We start from the raw sequence: 18,196 nt of genomic DNA on the forward strand, positions 1-18,196 counted from the left end.
AGTGTTCTTCCGTGAAAGAGCACTCGCTCGAATACCATCGGCTTTCGATACTCGAGTGGTCGAATGCGAATCACTACTACCAGGGGACACAGTGAAACTGATCAGAACAGCAACGGTCGCGGTGGCGTTGACCGCAGCCCTAGCCACCGGCGCAGGCCAGGCCGTAGCGGATCCGACGTCGGAGTCGATGACCTACCAGACGTCGGTCAACCCGGATGGAACCGTCAAGACCATCCTCGACGCCGGTCTCTTCCGCGTCGATGCGACGAGCGAGACGGTGTCGATCGTCGACCAGGCCGGCTCCACGGTGGCGTCGATCCCGCTGGAGTACTCCATCAATGGAACCGTCTACTCCATTGCGCCCCTGATCGGTGCCGAAGGTCGGGAACTCACTCTCACCCCGCAGACCGTTCCTGTCGCTGAGGTCGCAGGCGCGAAGACCAAGCAGCAGGCCTTCGACAACATGGTCAACCAGCTCGCCATCGGTTGGAACAACGGCGGCGGCGTCGGCACGGCCATCGGTGCAGGCCTCGGCTTCGCCATCGGCTGCGTCTCGATCTTCCCGAACTTCATCTCGGGCTGCATCATCGGAACCGTGATCGGTACGGTCGCCGGCACGGTCATCGGAATCAACAACGCCAACCCCGAAGCTCAGCCTGCGGTGTTCGAGTACTTCACCACTGCGTAGAGCACGACGGCCACTGGCCGAGGGATGTGGAACAGCGGGTAGAGCGCGTGCGCTCTACCCGCTGTTCGCTGTCCGGCCAGTGAGGGCTCGACGCATCGACACCGCTTTGACCATCGTCTCCTCGAACTCCTCGTCGGGGTCCGAGAGCGCGACGATCGCGCCTCCAACGCCGTACGTGACCTCGTGCTCGGTCGCCACGATCGTGCGAATGACGATCGAGAAATCTGCCGTACCCGTGATCGAGAAGTAGCCGATGGCACCGGAATACACTCCGCGCGGCCCATCTTCGAGCTTGTCGATGATTGCCATCGTGCGAATCTTCGGAGCGCCGGTCATCGAGCCGCCGGGGAACGCCGCTCTGATGCAGTCGGCAGCCGACGCGTCGTCACGCAGCCGGCCACGAACCGTGGAGACCAATTGGTGCACGGGAGCATAGGTTTCGACGTCGAACAGCTTCGGCACGTGTACCGAACCAGGAACGCACACCTGAGCCAGGTCGTTACGCACCAAATCGACGATCATCAGATTCTCGGCCTTGTCCTTCTCGTTCGCGACGAGGTCGGCCTTGAGTGCGTTGTCCTCTTCGGGGGTGGCCCCGCGCGGCCGAGTTCCCTTGATGGGCTTGGACTCCACGATGCGGTCGGCGTCGATACGCAGGAATCGCTCGGGGGAGGCGCTCAGGACCGAGACGTCGGGAAAATTCAAGAAGGCACTGTACGGGGTGGGATTGATTTCCCGCATGTAGGAGTACGTCGCCGCGGGGTCGATGGAACCGGCCACGGTGGCAGTGTTCGTCAGGCAGACCTCGTAGGTTTCACCGGAACGGATTTCGGCGAGGCACTGAGAGATGAGGTCGAGGTAATGCGTGCGATCGTGCCTGAGCCGTGGCTCCAGGGACAGCTCTGCGCCGAGCAACGGAGCACCGGACGCAGGTATCCCACTGGGCGCACTCACGGTCTGCGCCTTCTCGGACAGTCCACTCAGCGTTGCGGTGACCGAGTCGAACCACTGCGCGAGGACCGGATCCCCGGGGGTATCGGCCAACCCCATCAAGTACAGGGTGCCGGCCTCGTGGTCGAACACCAACGCCCGATCGGAGAACACCATCGAGGCGTCGGGGGTCGCCGAGGTGTGCACCAGCTGCCCGCCCGTATCGGCCTTGAGTTCGTACCCGAGGTAGCCGACGTAGCCCAGTCCGAATGCAAACGGAAGATCGTGCCGCGGGGGAGTAGCTCGGCGACGTAGTTGGGCGTCGATGTAGTCGAAGAACGTCGAGTGGATGTGTTCTTTCGTGCCGTCGGAGCCCTCGACGGTCACCATCGTCTCGGCTACCGAGTACGTCACATATTCGGCGTGCGGCCCGGAGCAATCGCCCATGACGGTGAATCGGCACTCGGGCTCGAGTGCGGCGCTTCCGTCCAGCCAGAAACTCTTGGTGTCGTGCGCGAACAGCGTCTGGAACACGCGCTCGGAGTCGAAATCGCTGTCGATAGTGCGGGTTTCGATGGTGAACATCGAATCGTGGGTCCCCGCTGCGTTCGCTGCGCTCGACCGCGCTAGCGTCAGATCGCGGAAATTCGCCAGCAGCTCACGCCCGTATTCGGTGCTGATCGACTCGGGGTGGAACTGCACTCCCCACAACGGCTTGCTGTGATGACGAACCGCCATCACCAGACCGTCCGGGGTCCAGGCGACTTCCTCGAAGTCGGCGGGAGTCCGGGTGACGACCAGAGAGTGGTAGCGCACCACGGAATACGGCGAAGGAATCCCCTCGAACAGATCCACCCCGGTGTGCGTGATGTCGGTGGTGCGGCCGTGCATCGGTGCGGGGGCCAGATCGACCTCGCCCCCGAAGAGGTGGCACATCCCCTGATGGCCGAGGCAGACACCCAGAATCGGGAGACCGGATTCGCTTATCACTCGACCACTGATACCGAAGTCCTGCTCGACGTCCGGGCGGCCGGGACCGGGCGAGATCACGACGTTGTCGAACGCGGCGAAGTCGAGGGAAGACCACGCGACGTCGTTCTTGACCACGGTCGGTGGTCGGCCGTTGACCTCGGCGAGGAGGCTGTACAGGTTGTAGGTGAACGAGTCGTAATTGTCCACCAGGAGGGTTCTGATCGTCATCGACGTACCTCTATCGTTCGCCCTCGAAGCCAGATTCTGGCCCCGGAGAATCGATGATGAGATCCTCGACGCGACACGCCTCGGCAATCATCGACTTGTACAACTCTTCGAGAAAGTCGGGCGACAATCCGTTCGCGGACGCGAACTCACGAGCCCGTTCGGTCACCACGCCCACCCGGCCCGGCTGCATCATGGGAATACCGAATTCGCGTTTGACGTGGGCCACCCGTACACACACATCGATTCGGTCGCGTACGGCTGCGCGCAAGACCTCGTCGATACCGTCCAATTCGCGGCGCAATTCCGCCAACTTCTGTTCGCCGACCGCAACGCGTCCGTCCGATTCCGAGTCGGACGCCGCCGTCCGCGGATCGTCGTGCAGACACTGATCGGAACCCTGGCTCACGAGTTGATGCCCCCTGTTTTCGACGACTACGGTGCTGATGATTATCGGTCGCAGCCGACATTTGTTACCGCGATCATCACAGACTCGGTAACCGACTACATGCGATGTTCGATGGTGTCATCCCGAGCCGTTTTCGCGCCACTCAAACTCGAAGAAAACGGACGCTGAACGACAATAATCACACCACTCGCCCGAAAAAAATCTCCAGGTTTCCCACCGGGAGAAAAAATGCACCGCCGGATTGTTTTCCAATCGGGCGGTGCATCGGTCAGGAGATCAGGCTCCGCGTCGCTTGACCTTCAGCAGATCCAAGCGCTCCTTCAACAACTCTTCCAACTCGTCCACCGAACGGCGCTCGAGGAGCATGTCCCAGTGGGTACGGGGAGGCTTGACCTTCTTGGCCTCGGGCGCGGTGCCCTCGATCAGAGAACCCTCGAGTCCGTTACGGCACGCCCACGTACCGGGAATCTCGGCGTCGTCGGCGAACGGTACGTCGAATTCCTCACCGTTGTCGCAGCGATAGCGAGCCACGCGGCGGGGTGCCAGGTCGTGATCACGATCGGTCTCGTAGCTGACGGCTCCCAGTCGACTACCTCGAAGTACACGATCTGCCATAGTGAAGTCCTCTCCATCGATAGTAGGTATGTGCGCCGATTCCACCGGCCGGTTTCGGCGCGGCCGAGCTTCGTCGTCCACCCACTGATCTACAACGTCGTCGTGCGTCCGTTCGTTCCCGGCTCGCCCGCGCAGATCAAGGCATCCTACCTCGCCGGCAAAGTAGGCTGAGCGACCATGTCCGTGAAAACCCGTCGCAACCAGACGTGCGAGTGGTGCGGACGTCCCATCGACGATGTCGGCACCGGCCGCAAACGACGGTACTGCCGACAATCGTGCAGACAACGTGCGTACGAGCAGCGCAGTGCCGTCAAAGGGACGTCCATTCCCGTCGACGCCGTTGTGCTGACCGCCGAAGAAGCGTCGGCCGTTGCGGATCGCGCATTCGAACTGCGATGCGCGGCCGAGGACGTCAGTACCGCCGTGGCAGAAGGCGCCGCCGCCGACGAACTGCAACGCCTGTGTATCGAACTCGTGGCGAAAGCACACGATGCCGAGCGGCTGCGCTGAGTATTTCCGGGGCTCCTCGCTGGTCGTCTTTCGGGCGGCGCGACAGTCGACGACATCGCTCTCGTCGTTGTTCACCGACTCCGTGGACAATGGGCGACGCACGCGCGCCTTGCGCGGACGCAAAGACACACAGAGGAGCTCCATGGCGTTCTGGGATCAACTCAAGTCCAAAGCACAGGAATTGAACGGGCAGCTGCAAACCAAGACCAGCCAGTTCAAGAACAAGGAGTTCGCCAACGGCAGCATGGCGATGTGCGCTCTCATCGCAGCCGCGGACGGCACGATCGATCCGGCCGAGCGGCAGAAGACGGCAGCGCTGATTGCCGGAAACGAAGCTCTCCGAGTCTTCGAGTCCGACGAGCTCCGTCAGAAGTTCGACTGGTATTGCGACAAGCTGCAGGGTGACTTCGACTTCGGAAAGGTCGAGGCCACCGCCACGATCGGCAAGTTGAAGTCCAAGCCGGACCAGGCCCGTGCCGTCATCCAGATCGGCATCATCATCGGCGGTGCCGACGGGCATTTCGACGATCACGAAAAGGCCGCCGTTCGCAACGCATGCTTCGCAGTGGGAATCGACCCGGCCGAGTTCGAGCTCTGACCCGCCCCGGCGTGGGCATCGAGACCGGATGAGGTCTGCGGCGACCGACGACGTCAGACGTCGACGGTCGCCGTTGTCGTCCGCGAACTCCATCTGTCCTGCAATTTCCTACTCCGCGGGTTACTTTGCTCGTTCCGGCTGGGTGCAAAGACGTCGTCGACGCGTCAGCGGACCGATCGATCCGTGACCGAGGAGACCGAGCATGACTGTTGCCGCGATTTATCTCGTCATCGCATTCGGCCTCGGCGGACTCGCCATGGCGGTGCGACTACCTCCGTTGGTCGGCTTTCTGGCCGCTGGGTTCGTCATCAACGCTCTCGATATCGGTGAGGTGCCGCAGCTGGACCTGCTCGCCGACTTGGGGGTCACGCTGCTGTTGTTCGCCATCGGCCTCAAGCTCGACCTCCGCATTCTGTTGCGCCGCGAGGTCTGGCTCACCACGTCGGTCCATCTTGCGATCAGTGTCGCGCTCGGAACCACGGTGTTGTGGTTGGCCGCCGTGGCCGGCCTCGCCATGCTGTCCGGGCAAAGCCTGACGACCATCGCACTCCTGGCCTTCGCCATGTCGTTCTCCAGCACCGTGTTCGTCGTCAAGGTACTCGAGGAGCGGGGGGAGTCGCATGCGCTCTACGGCCGGGTCGCCATCGGCGTTCTCGTCATGCAGGACATCGTCGCTGTCGTCTTCCTGACGGTCACCAGCGGCACTCTGCCCAGCCCATGGGCCTTCACCCTCGTCCTGCTGTGGCCGCTCACGCGAATTCTTCGGAGAATCTGGAGCGGGCTGGGGCACGGCGAGATGCAGTCGTTGTTCGGCATCGTGATGGCTCTGGTTCCGGGGTACGCACTGTTCTCGACGCTGGGCCTCAAAGGTGACCTCGGCGCCTTGATCATCGGCGTCCTGTTGGCTTCGCATTCCGCGTCGTCGGAACTGGCACGGTCTCTGTTCCACCTCAAGGAACTTCTGTTGGTGGGCTTCTTCGTTTCGATAGGCCTGTCCGGGCTGCCCGATGTGCCCAGTCTCGTTGTCGCTCTGCTGATGATGCTCGTTCTGCCGCTCAAATCCGTGCTCTACGTAGCGCTGTTCGCCGCGATGAAACTCCGGTATCGAACGGCCCTGCTCGCAGGACTGAGTCTGATGAACTACTCGGAGTTCGGTCTGATCGTCGTCTCTGTCGGAGTGACGACCGGGCTGCTGGCACCTACGTGGTTGGTCGAGATGTCGATCGCGGTGGCTCTGAGTTTCGTGGTGTCCGCGCTGGTCAACGGCCGCGGCCACCTGATGGTCGAGAAGATGGCGAGCCGGCTGCCCGTCCAGGACGAGCGGAGCCTCCACCCCGAGGAACGCCCCGGTGATGCCGGCGACGCCGAGGTCGTCGTCATCGGCATGGGGCGTGTGGGGTTCGCGGCCTACCAGCGACTGAACGAGCACTACCGATTGGACGTCGTCGGAGTCGACTACGACGGCCCGCGCATCCGTCGACTGGCCGAGCAGGGACTGCGTGTCATCGAGGGCGATGCCACCGACCTCGACTTCTGGCACCGACTACGCAGATCGGATTCCGTCCGGATCGCGGTGCTCGCCATGCCGCGGCACGGTGCGAACGTCACTGCACTGGCGTGTCTGCGAGAGTCCGGCTTCGGCGGAACAGTGGCGGCGGTCGCACGGTACGACGACGAGGTGCAGTGGGCAAAAGACCAGGGCGTCGATATCGCCTTCAACGTCTACGCCGGCGCGGGATTGGAACTGGCCGACCAAGTGGGGCATTCGACCCCGGAATACATCGATGATCGCACCGACTCCGAGCCCGACGAGCCGCGTACACCGGACAACACCGGATAGGCCGGCGGTGCGAGTGATGGAGGCGCTCGCCGGAAACGAATGGGGGAGTCGTCAGGTACTGCCTGCCGCTCCGCCTCCTCCACCTGCACCTCCACCGGACGCAACGGATCCGCTACTGCTGGAGACGAACACACCGGAGAACGCAGACCAGGGGAGGACCACCGGGACACCCGCCGCATAGTCGGCATCCGCGGGTGATGTGAAGGCTCGTAGCGGCGTGTCACTCCCGGGGTCGGTTGCGGCCTCGAGTCGTTTCCGAAAGAACGGGGCCAAGCCGAACGCAACGATGTCCGGCAGAGCTAGGTTCAGATCGACCGACTCGTCGTTGTCCTTGGCGGCCTGCTTCAGTCCGTCGCGGTACGCCTCCCAGGGGCGAGAGGCGTCCAGGCCCGCGACCGAGAAGCGTGAGTAGGCGATCGCCGTCCACAGTCCTGCAACGAAGAGAAGTCCTGACAACACCACCGCGGGCCACATCGTCGGTGCACCCGACGTCGCCACGGCAATTCCTCCGATCGCGAGAGCGCCGCCGAGTAGGCCCAGACCGGCCAACGCTGTCCGGCGTCGACCTGAGCCGTCGGCGACGAATCCGCTGTCCCGCAGTGTTTTCTCCACGAGTTCTTTGGTTGTACCGGGGCCTCGAGCGATCTTCTTCAACTCGTCGCCGGGTACGACATCGTCCTCGGCTCGTTCGGCGAGCATCGACCAGACCGCCTGTTGAACCTCGCCGCGGGCACGGGTTCGGTCGACAAGCCTGATCTTGACTGTCCCTTTGTCGACCTTTCCCGGTTTCTTGTCCTGCTCGAAGGTGAGCGCATCGGCGGTGGCAAGCGCCAGTACGGTCCCCGGTACGCCGCTGGGCTGCGCGCTGCGGTGCACCAGGGCGGTCGCGTACGCTGCATCGGTGGCCTGGTCCGGTCGAACGGTCGTCGGATATTGTTGGGAGACAGTCGGTTTCGCTCGGGCCCGAAACACCGTTCCCACCAGAAGCAGCCCGAGAAGCGCGATCACCGAACCGGCCCACGGCAGCCAGGTCGAGCCCGGACCGTCGGCGAATCTGTCCAAGGCAGTCACCGGCGGACCGGTGCGAATGTCGGACGCCAGGCGATCTATGCCCGCGGTCAGGCTTCCTGCGACATCTCCATCTCGCAGCGGCGGAATCAGTGTGTCCTCGATGATGGCCTCTTGTTCGTCCCGCGGAACGTTACCGTCGTCGTACGTGGAGCCGACGAAGATGCCCGCGCGAGCCTCGTCGATCTTTCCAGGCTCCCGGTTGATCAGTATTGCGCCTGCAGTGTCCTGGTCGACGCCCGTCAGGGACACCCATCTCTGCTGCAGGTCTTCTACTTGATCCAACGTGTCGTCGGGGTCCGCGTCGAGCTCACGCACGTACGCGATCACGTCCGCACCGGTGTCGGACTTCAAGTTCTCCAACTGACGTTGGATGTCCGCGGTCTGCGCCGGATTCAGGGAAAAACCCGTTCGGTCGTAGACACGCTGACCCGAGGTCAAACCCTCGAAGCCGGCGTCTCCGCCGGACGGATCGTCGGAGCAGCCAACGAGGCCGAACGATGCAATGAGGGCCATCAGTACGGCTGCAGCAACTCGGCGGTGGAAGTTCCGGCGACGGGATGTCTCGAGAAAGGCGTCCATCGAACGAACTCTAACCAGAGTTCGTCTACGGTAGCCAGCACAATCGGCCGACGCGGCAGTGGATATCCAGAACGGGTTTCCTCCCCGTTGTTTCGTCACAGTGACGAAACAACGGGGAGGAAGGAGCAGAGAGGGAGAGGGTGCCGTCCGGTCCGCAGTGCGCCGATCCCATGACAGCGGGCAGTCAGCGGGCCGGCTGCGATAGCTGTCGACCGGAAGCCCGTCACATTTCCCGCAGGCATTTCGATACCACCGGGACGCGTCGCGTCGACGCAGACTTCGGACAACGAAGGGCTTCAGCCGAATCGACTGCGTCGAGGAAAGTTGTTGGGCAGCAGCGAACCACAAGTCGATCTCAGCGAACCGCAGGTCGGCATTTTGCCGATAATCAACATTATGTCAGGTACTGTCCTGAACGTTCGATCGACCTGGGTAATCGGTTGTCACTGCGGCGGCTCCATGAATTCGATCGTCTCTCCGTGTGGACCCACCGCGTACATCACGCGGGTGCCCACCTTTGCCCCGCCGGCAATAGGTTGAGGAGTTCCCTGCGCCGTCCACCCGAAGTTCGCGATTCGCGTCAGGACCGCGTCGATGTTGTCGACCTCGAAGGCAAGATGCGCGAAACCAGGATCGTGTGGTCGAGAGGATCCCTGCTCTCCCTGGACGTTGCGATATTCCAGCAGTTCGATCGTCTGACCCGCAACGGATACCACCGCCATCCGGACTGTAGCCCCGTGCGCTCCGGTGACCTCTCCCAGAAACTCTCCACCCATCTCACCGGTACTTTCGAGGACCGCGCCGAGACCATCGATCCAGAACCGAAGGGCGTCATCGAGGGAACCGACGGCGAAGCCGACGTGGTCGGAGCGAAGGATTCTGAACGACATGCCAGGAGCCTACGCCTGGCATGTTTCACGAATTGCGCTTCTGTTCGGCTCTCATCAGTCCGCCTCCGACGATCAACCGCTGGATCTCACCGGTCCCCTCGTGCAGCCGCGGCAGAATCAGCGAGCTCCACCAACTCGGTTACTCCGGAAAATCCGCGCTCCGAGACAGCCTTTCGTTCGACCGGATGTCGCCCAAGTTTTGTTCCAGCGCACCGATCACGGCGTCGTACCCGCTGTTGCCGAGGATCAGTCGGCGTGGCGGCGGGTCCTGAGCCATCGCTTGGATCACCGCACGGGCACCACGATACGGATCGCCCGGCTGCACCCCGTTCATGTCGACGAAATCGGCACGAACCTGTTCCAGCATGTCGTGGTAATCCGGAATCGCTTCCGCGACAGGCTCGTCGGCGAATCCAGCGTAGGCGTTGGTGCGGAAAGCCCCTGGTTCGACCGCCAACACGGAGATGCCGTGCTCGGCAACCTCCTGGCGCAGAGCGTCTGTGACGGCTTCGATCGCGTATTTCGTAGCGCTGTAGTAGCCGAATCCGACCGCCGCCAGAAGTCCGGCCACTGAGGATACGTTGACGATCCACCCACTTCTGCGGGTGCGCATTCCTGGTAGCACGGCTCGCGTAACGGACAGTACTGCAAAGAAATTCAGCTCGAACATTGCCCGGATCGAGGCTTCGTCCATTCCCTCGATCGATCCGTACCAGCCGCGACCGGCGTTGTTGACCAGCACGTCGATACCGCCGAAATGCTCTTCGGCCGTTCGTACCGCCTGCAGTACCTGTGCCGCGTCCGTGACATCCACAGGCACGACGAGAACGCGGTCACCGTACTGATCGGCCCACGACGCCAGTTCCCCTGGACGCCGCGCCGTGAGTACCACGCGCTCCCCCGCCTCCAGCGCCACCTCGGCGTACGCCATGCCGAAGCCGCCTGGGGTGCCACCGGTGATGAACCATCGCTTGCTCATGGCTCGATCACCAACCGGTTGATCAGCGCGCCGTCCAGAGTGAAACGGTAGTGCAGGTCGGCGACTCCCCCGGGAAAATTGCCTTCCAGGTGCTGCGTGACGTCGACGGTCGTGCCGGTCGCGGTCGCTCCCGTGAACTCCGATGTGTAGGTGTACTCACTCTCATTGACCGAGGCGGTCAGCCAGGCCTCGATCTCGTCTCGGCCCGAGTGGTCGTGGCCCTCGTCGGTCACGACGGCATCTGCGGTGAACACGGTGATCGCGCGAGCGCCCTGTCGGACATCGAGTGCGGTCATGAACTTCTTCACGTTGTCCGGGAGTCCATCCCATTCTGTGATCATGACACCACGGTGATGCCTCCCCTAGGGGGAAGGTCAATACCGAATCGGCACACCGGTATCTGTGCCCGGCACTCGCCCCGGCTCCCCGTCGACTCACGCTGTTACCGAGGACGTCAAGCGGCGGACCGTGGCTTGCCCAGCAGCAAGCGTGCAGCCAGCCCGGCCAGGAGCGCCCAGAAGGCAGCGCTGACACCGACGATGACTGTGCCGGACGCGGCGGTCACAAAAGTGATGACGACGGGGATTCGCTCTACCGGATCAGCGAACGCGGCGGTCAACGACGCGGCGAGTGTCCCGAGTAGGGCTAGTCCGGCGACCGCGGCAATGACACCGACGGGGGCAAGTGCAACGAGTGTGCCGAACGACGCCGACGCCACGCCGAGCAACATCAGGACGATTCCCGCAGTCAGACTTGCAATCCATCGGCGAGTGCGGTCCACACCCGCGTCCGGCCCGGCAGCCAGGGCGGCGCTGATTGCAGCCAGGTTGATCGCATGCCCGCCGGCGGTCGCGCCGAGCAGGGTGCCTGCGCCGGTCACGAGCATCGATCGCCGCCACGGAACCTGGTAGCCGAGACCGGCCATGACCGCTACACCCGGGACGTTCTGTGAAGCCATGGTCACGAGGTACAGCGGAAGTGCGATCCCGACGACACCCGCGACAGTGAACGTCGGCGAAGTCAAATGGACCCGAGGTACGAGGTCCGCCGGGCCCACCGTGGTTTCGCCGGCCGCCACCGTGATCCCGATGACGACTGCGGCGGCAAGCAAGGCGAGGGGCGCGGCCCAACGGGGCGAGAACCGAAGTGCAACAAGCCAAGTCAGGACAACCGGGGCGACAGCGATCGGGTTCACAGCCAACCCGGTGACCGGGCCGAGACAGAGCTGCAGGAGGACCCCGGCGAGCATGGCTTGGGCAAGCGAGGTGGGGATGCGGGTGACCAGCGCCGCGAGCTGGGGTACCAAACCGGTGAGGACGATCAGCACCCCCGTGACAAGGAACGCCCCCACCGCGGCGGGCCAACCGCCATCGACGGTGCCGGTGGTCGCGAGCAGGGCCGCGCCGGGGGTGGACCAGGCGGCGGTGATCGGCAGCCGAGTCTGCCAGGAAAGGACGATGCAGGCCAGACCCATGACGACGCTGACAGCGAGCAGGCCGCTGGCGGCCTGCTCGTGGTTCGCTCCTACCGCTGTCAGGCCGCTCAGGACTATCACGAACGAACTGGTGAACCCGACCAAGGCCGAGACCACGCCTGCCGTGATCGGTGGCGCCAGTCCACCCGTCTTACGTGCATCAGAATCGGCGGTATCACGCGGTGGGGTGTGGCTCATGGTTCTCCTCGGCTCGGTGGGAGCCCAGGCGCGCGGCAGACGTCAACAGACGAGGCCGCTTCCCGATGGTGATCCATCCACAGCGCCAGTCACGGCCCGACCACAGGGTAGACCGAAACTACGGACCATCGGTACCGGAACAACCGTGACCGCTTCATCCCATGGAGCAACCCGACGCGCACCACCCGAACCATCTTGGGTGCCATTGATGCTTTCACCCGGTATCGAAAAGACTGTGCGCGTTGCGAACCCGGGCAGTCCTCGATGGTCGGCCGACGAAATCCGTGCCGCCGCCGAAGAGGGCCACGGTTCTATCGGTCGCAGTGTCATTCCGGGTCGTTCGAGCGTGCCTGCGTCTCTTCGATCCGTTGCCTCTGCCGCACACCGTATGCGGCTTCGGTGACTACGCGATCGTCTTCGAGGCCCGAACCGAGCGCCCCACCGATGGTCGCAATGGACGCGAGTAGCCAAGCGAGACTGAGGTAATCGGAAAAGCCGACCGCGTGTCCGAGGGTGCTGGACAGCAGTCCCGGAGGAAGTGTGAGACACGCGGTCCCCAGCAGCATGCAGAACAGGGCTATGTGGAGGACGACAACGCCGATCACCAACGTCACGGCTGTCGCTGCGTTGTACAGCACAGATCTGTCTCGCTCTTCGGCTGATTTCGGCCGCTCCCACAATTCGTGATCGAGAATCAGCCACAGAACCATCGCCGCAATGGAGAGAATCGTCGCCGCGCACATTCGCCATGGGCCCATTGTGTCGGCGAACAACCAAATCGTGCTGGTAGCCAGCGCGAACGCTCCGGTGGCAAACCCTCCGACCAGCACTTTCGACAGCCCTGTCACGAGCCGCCACGGCCGGTTCGCCCGCACCATCCCCGACAACAGCCGCAACCGTCGAAGTCCCGACGGTGCGAAGAAGCGTGTTCCGCCCTCGATGTTCTCGCTGGGAAACCGCGATTGTGCGCCGGGTGGGGCTAGTTCCGGTTCACCCACGGCACAGGCGATTGCCAGTTCGGTCACCGTGCGGACGCGGTCCTCGATACGCACACCACCCACCGCTGCAACGGAGATGAGTGCGAATAATCGTTCGGCGCTGACGTCGGCCACCACCGGCATGGTGTCTTCTCGCCGTGGCAGATCGGTGAGGTACACGACGATTTCTGCGTCTTCCAAAGACGGATCGACAGCGTCGATAACGTCCGCCAAGTCCGCTTGCTCTCCAGAGAGGTACGGCTTACTGCGTACTCGCGACGTCCATCTGCGCTCGCGGTGGTCTCTGCTTCAAAAGTGTTGCGGTAGGTGCGCAGCCACCCGGTGTGCGAGCGCAGTGGGTTTGCCGGGATCAGCGATCAATAACACCGAAGCCGGTTCGCCTGCGGAACCCGCTCGATCCACCTGGTTGTGGTCGATCCCCGACACCGCTCTATTAACCAGTCAGGTCCGATCCGGGAACCCTCTGGCTCGAGAATTCCTGAGGCTCGGCGAATTCGGCATCGGTTCACCAAACCGATGTCCGCACAGAGGTTTTCGCTGCTCACTCGGTCGCCGGCTCACGCGCGGATTGTCACGATGTCTCCACTCCGGACCATCTCATGATTCGCAGGGCGCGCAGGGTATTCCACCTGCTCGGACGCCCATCGCCATTCTCCATCGGAAAGTGGACCGCACCGGCGTGAGTTCTGTCCAGCAGCCAAGTGCCGTCGTCGCACTGTCTCGACCGGATGTGTTCGATTGCCTCCGTCAACCTCGGGTCGACGAAAGATCCAGCGGTTCGGAAGTAGTCGACTCCACGAAGCAGGTCATGATGCCACCAGGTCGGAAAGGAGAAAAGCAACCAGTTCGGTTCGACGAGCTCCCCCGTGCTCACCCTCCTGGCCAGCCGGCGTTCCAGAAGGTACTCCTCGCCTCGGTGGCGTGCGGCACTCGACGCGGGAGTGCCGCCCGTGGCTCGTTCGTGCTCGAGCAACCCTTCGAGCACACAGATCGTCGAGTGAAAAGACCCGCGAGTCGATCCGTACTCCGCCTCGCAGTTCCAGCCGCCGTCGGCGAGCTGATCTTTCACCAGTCCGGTGACGATCGCGTCGACGTCGACTCCGAAATATGCACCCACGGCGACGGTCCTCCCGTTGATGCAGGGCTCGACTTCACCGTCGAAGAACCGTTGGCCTGCGTGTTCCCACCGGCAATTCCGGCGCACCGCCTCGATGGCGGTCCGTACTTCACCGGCGTACGGGTCGACACCCATCTCGCGCAGCAACGTCAACGAATGAAGCGTCGAAGTCCACGGCTGCCCTCCTGAGAAATCGCCGTCGAAACCCGATGGGAAGCAAGCACCTCCGGCCCACAGGCCGTTCGGGTCGCGTGCAGCAAGCAAACGAGCGCCCCAGCCTTCGTACACAATTCGGTTGCGCTCACTCGCCACATCAGCAGGCGGCGCGTCGTGCAGATCGCGCAGGACCTGCCATCGAATCGCTGGATCGGAATCGAGCAGCCACTCGTCGATGACCATGAAGGCGAGGCTAGCAATGAAATCGATCTTTTCGGCGCTGTGTGCGGACGGGTCATCGGGCATTCTCTACGTTCCGAATTTCTGCAAAATTGCCGAGACAATTGGTGAAGACATCCGAGTCGCCTGCACGTGATTCTCGGGGAGGGTCCGAGTCGGAAAATGTATTGCTGGCCCAGTTGTTTTTCGGCCCCATCGAAGCTCGCGTTCTCCGTGGCGGAGAAGTCTCTGACCGCAACCGTTGTCGACTGTCCGAAGGCGGCGTGCTTCTGACAATTGGGTTACTGCCCGCTCGTGTTCGAACCCATCGAACTCGGTGGCCGAATAACATTGGCCCGAGCCGCTCGAACACCGAGCGACGCAGATCGGAGGGCCGATGTTCGATGCTGCCGACGATGTGATGTCGCTTCGGCATTTTCTGGAGCGATCGCCGGACTTCGTCGTACTCGCCGACCTGACGGGCACAGTTCTCCACATCAACCCAGCAGGCTTGGAACTCATCGGCGTGTCCGACTGGGCCGAGGCATCGACACTGCCGGCTTTGGATTTTCTCACTGCGGACGGCCGTGAGCGCGCCGAGGAGATCGGTACGGCGCTGCGTTCCGACGGGAGGTGGGACGGCTACTGCGAACTACGCCATCACGGGACCGGTGCAGGTATTCCGGTCGTGGTCTCGGCATACGTCGTTCACACCCCGGACGGCCGACCTGACGTCGTCGCCTCGATCATCCGGCATCGGCACACCGTCGAACAACGTAGTGCCCGGATGGCGGCCGATGCCGTAACCGCCAGCCGACACGCACAGGAGCAAAAAGCCCTGGCCGACCTCAGTCGGTTCGCAGTCGTCGCCGAGCTGTCGGAGCTGTTGACTGCAGCCACCGACACTGCCGCCACGTTGATGGGTGTGGGAAACTCCGCCATCGCGCACCTCGAGAATTCCACCGATCCTTACTTGACCATGGATGCCGCGAGCGGTTCGCTCGGTATTCGTCGGGACGTTCCTTCCGGCGACGGCTCCATGACCGGGTACGCACTCGCTCACGAACAGCCAGTGATTTGCAGCAACCGCGGCGACGAAAGCCGGTTTCGTACAGACACGATGGCGGAGCTCGGACTGCGCAGCGGTGTGGCAGTACCGATCATGACTGCGGTTGGAGACGCCTGGGGAGTCCTCTCGATCCACAGTGTGGAAGCACGGCTGTATCGCGAACAGGAAGTCTCGTTCCTCAGCTCCGTCACGGGTATCGTCTCCGCGGCACTTCGACGAATGGAACTGGAAAGCCAACTCCGACGGCGCAGCACCCACGACGCACTCACCGGGTTGCCCAATCGCACTTTCGCCTACGACGTCCTCGACACCGCTCTGGCTCGGGCACGCTTTCAGTCCGATACTTTGGCCCTCCTTCTGCTGGATATCGACGACTTCAAAATCATCAACGACAGCCTGGGCCACGACGCCGGAGACAGGGCGCTGGTGAAATTCGTGGAGCGACTGGTGTCCGCAACGAGCGCGACCGACACCATTGCTCGTCTCGGCGGGGACGAATTCCTGATCATCTGCGAAGGGGTGCGCACTGTGGAACGAGCGGAGGAGATCGCGCGACACATCGCCCGCACCATCGCGAAACCATTCGCTGCCGAGGACGTCCCCATCCCCCTCAGTGCCAGCATCGGTGTCGCTGTCTCCGACTCGAATTCGACAAGGCATGAGCTGATTCACCGGGCAGATCTGGCAATGTACCGCGCCAAGGACAGCGGAACCGGTGGCCATGCAGTTTTCGACCCGGGAGACCTGTACGACGCCGACCGGATCAGATCGCTGTCGGTCGACCTGCGCGCGGCATTGAGCTCGAACGAACTCACCATGGCATACCAACCTCTGGTGGACATCTCGACGCGTGAGGTCGTTGCAGTCGAGGCGCTCGCCCGCTGGAATCATCACGATCTAGGGCCTGTCGAGCCGACCGAATTCGTCGCAGTCGCCGAGAGAGCAGGTCTCGCAACACCATTGGGCGCGTGGGCGCTCCGCGTCGCGTGCAGCGACGCAGTGCGGTGGCGCGCATTCTCCGACGTCGTGGTGCGCGTCAACGTCAGTGCGCTTCAACTGCGCGACCACGAGTTTCCGACGCAGGTCGCCACTGTTCTGGCTGACACCGGCCTACCACCGAACGCCTTGGGTCTGGAAGTGACCGAAACAGTGTGGGTCGCAGACACCGAACGAGTGGCGAATACCGTTGCTGCGCTGCACGCAATGGGCGTGTCCTTGCTCCTCGACGATATGGGCAAAGGGCACAGTTCCATGTCGTATCTGGACCGGTACCCGATGTTCGAGAGCTTCAAGATCGACAAGTCATACGTGGCCCGGTTGCCCGCCGTCCGCGCCAGGGCAATAATCTCGGCGATCGTTGCACTCGCCCGCGCGTTCGACGTCACAGTCGTCGGCGAAGGCGTCGAAACCGAAGAACAACTCGAAGCACTCGCCGCAACAGGATGCGACGTAGCTCAGGGATTCCTGCTCGGACGTCCGCTGAGCGCCGCAGCAATCACCGATCTGCTGCTCTCTTCTGAGTGAACCCCCGTCACTTCGCTTCGTGATAGCGTGCCGAATCAGAGCTACTCGCATAGCCACCCCAGCTGCAGAAGGCACCCGCGCCGCCTCCGACAGCGCTTCAGGGGCAAGGTCCGCCCGGATCTGCGATGAAGAACGTTCAGTTACGTCACGCCGTGTTCATGATTTCCGACCGGTGCAACGGCGCGCGGGGCTGGTGCACAATGCGATTGGAACTCTCATGACCAGGAACCACGTCGAAAAGCACGCAGCTCGGGCTTACGCCGCGGCTAATGGAGTCACGTATCGGCAGGGCCTTGCGGCGGTGCCGCGCGAACTGCACCATCGTGCTGCCCTACGCGCAGCGACTGTTGATCGAAGCGATCGAGGGCTGCGGAATCCGCCACTGGTCCAACGTCCACGATTGGGACGGCTGCGGCCGAGCGAGCATCACCGACCTCGGTGGTGAGCGATTCGTGCTCACGCCCGACGTTGTCGTACCGGTCATTCGTGAACACCTCGACGCGCACCCCAATCTCGAACCCCTGCACATCGACAGCTACTTCGCCGACGAAGCAGTACAACGAACCCTGTTCGGCGGCGTCATCTACCGACTCGAGCTCCACCGCGGTGGTGGGCTGACCGTCTGATCGTTTGTTACGCGTCGTGCACGCCGCTCCGTGAGTACGAGAAGTAGGCCGGGAATTCCGGCGACGGTCCATGGCGCTACCGCCCCGACAGTCGGAACCACCTGAAGCACTCCCAGTCCGCAGAAGTCCGATGAGTGTCCGCACACGATCGCGTCGTAGGGCGTTGCCACGAAGAAAATGGTCAGCGCCGTGGTGAGGAACGCCAGGACCCCGGTCGAGATGGCCGCCGCGAGCGCCTTCGGGGACGCACACAATCCGGTCCAACCCCACGCGAGAAGCGCTACGCAACATGTCACGCCGATCAGAGCGACAGCAGCGCCGACCTCACCGCCGTGACCGTCGACCCGTACGCCGGTCACAAAACCGAGCTGAACGGCTCCGCCGGCCAATACGCCCGTGCCGATCAAGGGAAGTAATCCACGCAGAACACGCAACGGGCGTCTGCGGCGTGATGCGGAGAAGAAGATTCGCTCTCTTTCCACTTTTAATGTATAGCTCACCCGGGGTCT

The 18,196-nt window shown here is 63.0% G+C and carries 17 protein-coding genes, 1 pseudogene and 1 riboswitch; of the genes and pseudogenes, 7 read left to right on the forward strand and 11 right to left on the reverse strand.

The genetic code is table 11. The features are described 5' to 3' along the window. Nucleotides 1-91 precede the first annotated feature (91 nt). Entirely contained in the window at nt 92-688 is a 597-nt protein-coding gene (locus J1M81_RS02870; protein ID WP_206497551.1) for a hypothetical protein, read from the forward strand. Between the two features lie 54 nt (nt 689-742). On the opposite strand, the gene pabB is transcribed toward J1M81_RS02870, so the two are convergent. The 3 genes from pabB to J1M81_RS02885 form a co-directional block, all read right to left on the reverse strand. Next, nucleotides 743-2,818, reverse strand: coding sequence for an aminodeoxychorismate synthase component I (pabB, locus tag J1M81_RS02875; RefSeq protein WP_032400739.1), 2,076 nt, complete (start codon nt 2,816-2,818; stop codon nt 743-745). 10 nt (nt 2,819-2,828) lie between these two features. Beyond that, a complete protein-coding gene (locus J1M81_RS02880) occupies nt 2,829-3,224 on the reverse strand; it encodes a chorismate mutase family protein (protein ID WP_027497119.1) in 396 nt (131 codons plus the stop codon). Between the two features lie 276 nt (nt 3,225-3,500). Further along, nucleotides 3,501-3,839 carry an RNA polymerase-binding protein RbpA gene (locus tag J1M81_RS02885; protein ID WP_027497120.1) on the reverse strand — a complete coding sequence of 113 codons (339 nt, stop codon included), beginning with the start codon at nt 3,837-3,839 and terminating at the stop codon, nt 3,501-3,503. Between the two features lie 30 nt (nt 3,840-3,869). Here J1M81_RS02885 and J1M81_RS02890 point away from each other — a divergent pair, with 30 nt between their 5' ends. From J1M81_RS02890 to J1M81_RS02905, 4 genes are all read left to right on the forward strand, one after another. After that, the gene (locus tag J1M81_RS02890) at nt 3,870-4,010 is read left to right on the forward strand and encodes a hypothetical protein (protein ID WP_155290166.1); all 141 of its coding nucleotides are present in this window, start codon (nt 3,870-3,872) and stop codon (nt 4,008-4,010) included. Between the two features lie 6 nt (nt 4,011-4,016). After that, entirely contained in the window at nt 4,017-4,349 is a 333-nt protein-coding gene (locus J1M81_RS02895) for a hypothetical protein (protein WP_027497121.1), read from the forward strand. Nucleotides 4,350-4,491: 142 nt separating this feature from the next. Further along, nucleotides 4,492-4,947 carry a tellurite resistance TerB family protein gene (locus J1M81_RS02900; protein ID WP_027497122.1) on the forward strand — a complete coding sequence of 152 codons (456 nt, stop codon included), beginning with the start codon at nt 4,492-4,494 and terminating at the stop codon, nt 4,945-4,947. A gap of 202 nt (nt 4,948-5,149) precedes the next feature. Next, entirely contained in the window at nt 5,150-6,787 is a 1,638-nt protein-coding gene (locus J1M81_RS02905; protein WP_206497552.1) for a cation:proton antiporter family protein, read from the forward strand. A 51-nt stretch (nt 6,788-6,838) separates the two neighbouring features. Here the strand turns inward: J1M81_RS02905 and J1M81_RS02910 are convergent, their stop codons facing one another. From J1M81_RS02910 to J1M81_RS02940, 7 genes and pseudogenes are all read right to left on the reverse strand, one after another. Continuing rightward, nucleotides 6,839-8,437: a TPM domain-containing protein gene (locus J1M81_RS02910; RefSeq protein ID WP_032400737.1), complete on the reverse strand. Its 1,599-nt coding sequence runs from the start codon at nt 8,435-8,437 to the stop codon at nt 6,839-6,841. 443 nt (nt 8,438-8,880) lie between these two features. Next, nucleotides 8,881-9,327, reverse strand: a complete 447-nt coding sequence (locus tag J1M81_RS02915; protein WP_206497553.1) for a VOC family protein — start codon at nt 9,325-9,327, stop codon at nt 8,881-8,883. Between the two features lie 139 nt (nt 9,328-9,466). Then, entirely contained in the window at nt 9,467-10,306 is an 840-nt protein-coding gene (locus tag J1M81_RS02920; protein ID WP_206497554.1) for an SDR family NAD(P)-dependent oxidoreductase, read from the reverse strand. Next, nucleotides 10,303-10,647, reverse strand: a complete 345-nt coding sequence (locus J1M81_RS02925; RefSeq protein WP_032370559.1) for a nuclear transport factor 2 family protein — start codon at nt 10,645-10,647, stop codon at nt 10,303-10,305. Before J1M81_RS02925 ends, J1M81_RS02920 begins: the two co-directional genes overlap by 4 nt. A gap of 113 nt (nt 10,648-10,760) precedes the next feature. Beyond that, complete coding sequence (locus tag J1M81_RS02930) at nt 10,761-11,978, reverse strand: benzoate/H(+) symporter BenE family transporter (RefSeq protein ID WP_052061588.1); 1,218 nt, start codon at nt 11,976-11,978, stop codon at nt 10,761-10,763. 15 nt (nt 11,979-11,993) lie between these two features. Continuing rightward, nucleotides 11,994-12,081, reverse strand: a riboswitch (ZMP/ZTP riboswitch). Between the two features lie 223 nt (nt 12,082-12,304). Next, a pseudogene (locus J1M81_RS02935) lies at nt 12,305-13,402 on the reverse strand (hypothetical protein). 145 nt (nt 13,403-13,547) lie between these two features. After that, a complete protein-coding gene (locus J1M81_RS02940) occupies nt 13,548-14,492 on the reverse strand; it encodes a squalene cyclase (RefSeq protein ID WP_206497555.1) in 945 nt (314 codons plus the stop codon). A gap of 373 nt (nt 14,493-14,865) precedes the next feature. Between J1M81_RS02940 and J1M81_RS02945 the strand changes: the two genes are divergently transcribed. Both J1M81_RS02945 and J1M81_RS02950 read left to right on the forward strand, forming a co-directional pair. After that, nucleotides 14,866-17,061 (forward strand): GGDEF domain-containing protein, encoded by a 2,196-nt coding sequence (locus tag J1M81_RS02945; RefSeq protein ID WP_206497556.1) that lies wholly within the window; start codon nt 14,866-14,868, stop codon nt 17,059-17,061. A gap of 269 nt (nt 17,062-17,330) precedes the next feature. Next, complete coding sequence (locus J1M81_RS02950) at nt 17,331-17,687, forward strand: hypothetical protein (protein WP_206497557.1); 357 nt, start codon at nt 17,331-17,333, stop codon at nt 17,685-17,687. Here the strand turns inward: J1M81_RS02950 and J1M81_RS02955 are convergent. Beyond that, complete coding sequence (locus J1M81_RS02955) at nt 17,645-18,169, reverse strand: hypothetical protein (protein WP_155288724.1); 525 nt, start codon at nt 18,167-18,169, stop codon at nt 17,645-17,647. The two genes, J1M81_RS02950 and J1M81_RS02955, sit on opposite strands and share 43 nt — an antisense overlap. Between the last annotated feature and the right edge of the window lie 27 nt (nt 18,170-18,196).

Origin of the sequence: Rhodococcus sp. KRD175 (assembly GCF_017168275.1) — a bacterium.
Classification (GTDB): Bacteria; Actinomycetota; Actinomycetes; order Mycobacteriales; family Mycobacteriaceae; genus Rhodococcoides; species Rhodococcoides fascians.